The 5,326-nt window shown below is 71.8% G+C and carries 3 protein-coding genes; 2 read left to right on the forward strand and 1 reads right to left on the reverse strand.

Annotated elements, in window-relative coordinates; all coding sequences use genetic code 11:
• On the reverse strand, nucleotides 1–902 hold a 902-nt coding region (locus VIB55_RS00930; protein WP_331874782.1), incomplete at its 3' end, for a DnaA ATPase domain-containing protein.
• 767 nt (nucleotides 903–1,669) lie between these two features.
• On the opposite strand from VIB55_RS00930, the gene VIB55_RS00935 reads away from it, so the two are divergent.
• Together VIB55_RS00935 and VIB55_RS00940 are read left to right on the forward strand one after the other, a co-directional pair.
• Nucleotides 1,670–3,856, forward strand: a complete 2,187-nt coding sequence (locus tag VIB55_RS00935) for a S8 family peptidase (protein WP_331874783.1) — start codon at nucleotides 1,670–1,672, stop codon at nucleotides 3,854–3,856.
• 642 nt (nucleotides 3,857–4,498) lie between these two features.
• Nucleotides 4,499–5,326, forward strand: an 828-nt coding sequence (locus tag VIB55_RS00940) for a tetratricopeptide repeat protein (RefSeq protein ID WP_331874784.1), incomplete at its 3' end; no start/stop codon positions are given.

Genomic DNA, 5,326 nt, shown 5'->3' on the forward strand with positions numbered 1-5,326 from the left:
TCCAGGTCCGGCGCGGTGTCGGCCTCCAGCGCCTCTTCCAGGCGGCGGGTGCGCACGCCCTCGCCCTCCCAGCGCAGGATGGCCTCGGCCAGCTTGCGGCGCCACGGGGCGGTCTCGACGATCTCTTCCACCGTGGCGGAGATGTCGAAGAGAAAGGAGCTGAACTCGTCGCCCGGCGCCGTGGACGGTTCCGGCTGCGCGACGGCGGCCAGCTCCTCGTCCACCAGCGCTTCGCCGCGCTCGGCCTGCGCCGCGCCCACGCGCTCCACGGCGGCGATCAGCCCGGCGGCGCCGTCCACGGGAAGGCGGGCGATCTGCTCGGCGGCCGAGGGGGCCAGCTCGATGCCCCGCTGGCGGGCGGCGTTGCGGGCGATCTGGGTGCGCGCCTCGTCGTCGGCGGGGGGAAGGTCCACCGCCAGGCCGCGGGTGAAGCAGGCGCGCAGCGCGTCGTCCACGCCGGGCAGCTCGGGGCTGGCGCCCTCGGCGGCCACCACGATCTGGGCGCGCTGCTCCAGCTCGTCCCAGAGCGAAACCAGCTCTTCCTGGGTGCGGGCGCGCCCGGCCAGCTGGTGCGCCTCGTCCAGCAGCAGCATGTCGGCGTCCAGCAGCTCGTCGCGCAGCGCCTCTACCGCGCCGGCGCCCACGGCGGCCGACACGCGGTCCACCAGCTGGTCGGCCGTCAGGTAGACCACGTGCATGTCGGGCTGCAGCGTGGCCGCCAGCGTGCCGACGGCGCGCAGCAGGTGCGTCTTGCCGGCCCCGCCGACGCCGTGGATGAACAGCGGGTTGTAGGCGGTGCGCGGGCTTTCGGCGGCGCGGCGAGCCGCGGCGGCGGCCATCCGGTTGTCGGGGCCGACGACGAAGCTGTCGAAGGTGAAGCGCGGGTCCTGCGGAGCGGTCATGGCTGCGATGGTCGTTGGGCCATCTAAGGTAAGAGGATGCGCGCCATCCGGCGAGGGGCGCGCGCGGGGCGCGGAGGGCGGTCCCCGGATGAGGAATGGGACGAGGTGTGCGAGTCGCGGCGGGAGTTGTCGCGCGGCCGTGCGCACCCGTCGTCATCCGGAGGCTGGCGGGTCGTGGGGGGTGCCGACTGGCGTCGGCGCATGCCGCAAGGTGGCCCCTCCCCCCGGCCCCCTCTCCCGCAAGCGGGCCGCAAGCGGGAGAGGGGGAGAACTTCGTGCCGGATCAGGCGGGTTCCGGCGCATGCTCCCGGCGCCCCCCATCCCCAGCCCTTCCCCCGCAAACTGCGCGGGGAAGGGCGCCGGCCCCGCGCGCTTCGGCTGGCGTCGTGCACTCGACTACGCTTGCAGTCCGCGAAGGCGGACTTCGGGCCCTTGTTGCCGCGACTTCAGTCGCCCCAGCAGAGCCGGCGCCCCGACGATCCCCTTGTGGCCCAGAATCCCATCAGCCGCCACCGCTTGCGGAGCGGAGCAGGGCGTAGCACGCGGCTCGCGCCGCCGGCCCGTGGCGCGCGCCGCACATCCAAGTAACTGCGTTTCAACAGCTTACGACGAAACGGAGGGCCTTGACGAAACGGGGCGGCGGCGATAGGATTAGTGCTGTCCAACGCCCGCGTGCCTGGACCGCCTCTCCCGCTTTCCGCCACCCGGCGGAGCAATCATCGCCGGCGTTGCCGGTTGTGCCCCCTCCACGTTTTTCGAGGACCTCCATGAAGCGTGCTTTCCCGCTGTTCCTGGCTGGCGTCACCGGCCTGTCCGCCTGTTCGGACCTCAGCCCCGTGGCCACCGGCCTGGGCGCCAATTCGCCCGTTTCGCTGAACGCCTCGGCCGCGCCCGAGGAAATCGTCCCCGGCCAGATCATCGTCCGCTTCCGCCCGGGCGCCGCCCGCTCGGAAATCGCGCAGCAGCACCGCGCCCGCAAGAAGGACGACATGCTGCTGGAGCGCACCGAGATCCTCGAGGTGCCGGTGGGCGAAGAGGTGGCCATCGCCGCGCAGCTGAGCAAGAACCCCAACGTGGAGTTCGCCGAGCCCGACGCCATCATGCGCGTGGGCCCCTGCGAAACGTCGGTGAGCTGCGACCTGCCCGACGGCGACATCGCCCTGTGGAAGTGGGACCTGCACAACCCCGGCACCATGGACATGACCCTCCAGGGCTACGGCATCGTCACCACCGGCAAGGTGGACGCCGACATGGACTGGGCCGAGACGTACGACTACCTGGGCCCCAACTTCGCGGGCTCGGCAACCATCGCCATCCTGGACACGGGCATCCGCACCACGCACCCGGCGTTCGCGGGCAAGATCATCGGCGGCCGCCGCTTCCTGGCCGACACCACTACCGTCGGCAAGACCAACATCACCGACGACCAGGGACACGGATCGCACGTGGCCGGCATCGCCGCCTCGCGCGCCGACGTCCGGATCCCGGGCGTGGCCTACGGCACCAACATCAAGCTGCTCATCGGCAAGGTGTGCAACTCGGCGGGCAGCTGCCCGAACTCGGCCACGGCCAACGCGATCGTGTGGGCGGCCGACAACGGCGCCAACGTGATCAACATGAGCCTGGGCAGCTTCGGCGGTAACCCCGACGGCACCGGCTCGGCGGCGCAGCAGGCCGCCATGCAGTACGCGCTGAGCAAGGAAGCGCTCCCCGTGTGCGCCACCGGCAACGACGACAACAAGCCGAACGGCTACACGGGCGGCATCGGCTACCCGGCCCGCTTCCCCGAGTGCATGGCCGTGGGCGCCACCAACTGGAGCGACACCAAGGCCAGCTACAGCAACTACGGCGCGCAGATCGAGATCTCGGCGCCCGGCGGCGACAGCAATCCCAAGAACACCGCGGCGAGCTTCATCCTGGCGCCCCTGCACTCCAGCAACAGCTACACCTGGAAGACGGGCACCTCGATGGCCACTCCGCAGGTGGCCGGCCTGGCCGCCCTGCTGTACGCCACGGGAATGACCCGCGCCGCCGACGTCCGCGCCCGCATGATCCAGACGGCGGACGACGTGGAAGCGCCGGGATGGGACAACCGCACGGGCGCCGGCCGCATCAACGTGTACCGCGCGGTTACCGGCAAGGACCCCAGCGCGCCGCCGGTCGCGGTCCCGGGGAGCGGCTACGCCGGCAACAAGGGCGTCGCGGTGCAGTTCGACGGCAGCGCCTCGAACGACCCCAACGGCAAGCCGGTGACCTTCGCGTGGAACTTCGGCGACCCGGCCTCCGGCGCCGCCAACACCTCCACCCTGGCCAGCCCCGCGCACACCTACCTGCGCGCCGGCTCGTACACGGTCACGCTGACGGTGAAGGACGCGGCCGGGCTGGCGACCACCACCACCACCACGGCCGTGATCGCCAACATCGCCCCCAACGTTTCGGGGATCGCCGGCGCCACGCTGCTTCCGGGTGAGCGCTACACGGCGGCCGGCTCGTTCTCCGACGCCGACCCGGACACGTGGACGGCGACCGTGGACTACGGCGACGGCGCGGGGCCGCAGGGGCTGGCGCTGAGCGGCAAGTCGTTCTCGCTCAGCCACGTCTACACCACCGCCGGCACCCACACCGTGCTCGTGACGGTGGCCGACGACGACGGCGGCGCGGGCACCGGCAGCGCGTCGGTGACGGTGCTGACGGCGCAGCAGGGCATCCAGGCCACGCTGCTCGCCCCGGTGGCGGCCAGCGGGATGGGCTCCGGCACGGTAACCGCGCTCTCGGCGACGCTGCAGGCCGCCCGCGAGTCGCTGGACCGCGGCAACCGCACCGCCGCGACGCAGCAGCTGGAGGCCTTCATCAACCAGGTCGACGCGCAGGTGCGCTCGGGCCGGATGACGGCGGCCATGGGTGCGGAGCTTTCCGCCGCCGCCACCCGCGTGATCGCCAGCATCAACCGGTGATCGCCCGGTAGCACACAGCTTCACCCGACGGGGGTGCCGGCACAGCGCCGGCACCCCCGTTTTCTTTGTCCGCACGGTGGCGGTTCAAAGCGGAAAGGACCGGGCGTTCCGACCAAGTGCGGCGCATGCCCCGGCTGCCCTCTCCCCCGGCCCCCTCTCCCGCAAGCGGGAAAGGGGGAGAACTGCACCGAACTCCGGGCGCGCCACAGACTTCAACTCACACCCAACACAATCCAGTCTGCGAAGGCAGACTTCGTGTGGTTGTTGCAGCGAATTCATTCGCCCGTGCGGGGCCGTCGCGCCGGATCAGGCTGGTTCCGGCGCATGCCGCCGGCGCGCCCCATCCCCAGCCCTTCCCCCGCAAACCGCGCGGGGGAAGGGAGCCAGTGTGGCGCGCTTCGGGTGGCCTCGTGCACTCAACCACGCGTGCAGTCCGCGAAGGCGGACTTCGGGCCCTTGTTGCCGCGAATTCATTCGCCCCAGCGCCGCACGAGCCGCGCACGACGCCGGACCCGGCGGCAGGCAATTCCCTCATCCCGGCGGCTAACGTGCCCCGACGTCCCGCTTCCCCAATCCTTGTACGCACTTAGCGCGTCCGCTATCTTTCGCGGTTCCGTGCCAGCCCCGCCCGAACTCCATCGCATGGCGACCGCTTCGAAGCTGAGAGACCAGGCACGCGCCGCTGAGAACAAGGATCAGTGGCGCGAGGCCGCCAACCTGTATCGCCAGCTGCTCCAGGAGGAGCCGGAGGGCGAAGAGGTCGACATCGCCCTGTGGAACCGCATCGGCGACCTTCACCTGCGCGTCAACGAAACGGACCGCGCGGTGGAGGCCTACGAGCGCGCGGTCGCCGCGTACGCCGATTCGGGGCTGTACAACAACGCCATCGCGCTCTGCCGCAAGCTGCTGCGCATCGTTCCGGGGCGCACGCAGGTGTACCACAAGCTGGGGCAGATCAGCGCCGCCGCCGGCTTCGTGGCCGACGCCCGCCAGAACTTCCTGGAGTACGCCGAGCGGATGAAGAAGGCGGGCAAGGCCGACGCGGCCTTCGAAGCCCTCCGCGAGTTCGCCGACCTGTCGCAGGACATCGGCGTGCGCCGGGTGCTGGCCGAGCAGCTGCTGGCCCACGGGCAGCGCGACCCCGCCATCGAGCAGTTCCGCATTCTCCTGGGCGCCGCCGTGCAGGGCGGCGACGACGCGACGGCGCAGGCGCTGCGCGAGCAGATCCGCGGGGTAGACCCCAACGCCGACGACTCGCCGCTGCTGCGCAACCAGGCGCACGCCGTCGACGACTTTCGCGCCGCGCTCCACGACGGCCGCACCGCCGCCCGGCCCAAGCCGGCCGATGCCGCGGAGCTTCCCGCGCTGGACCTGAGCCCCACCATCGAGCCCGCCGCCGTGGACCTGGGGGGCGATGACGACGACGTCCCGCAGCTGCTGGGGCTGGAATCCACCGCGCTGGACGAGGGG

Origin of the sequence: Longimicrobium sp., from assembly GCF_036554565.1 — a bacterium.
Taxonomy (GTDB): domain Bacteria; phylum Gemmatimonadota; class Gemmatimonadetes; order Longimicrobiales; family Longimicrobiaceae; genus Longimicrobium.

What these genes read in the sequence shown, in the direction of transcription:
- VIB55_RS00935 (WP_331874783.1), top strand. Translation starts at nt 1,670, where the DNA reads ATGAAGCGTGCTTTCCCGCTGTTCCTGGCTGGCGTCACCGGCCTGTCC.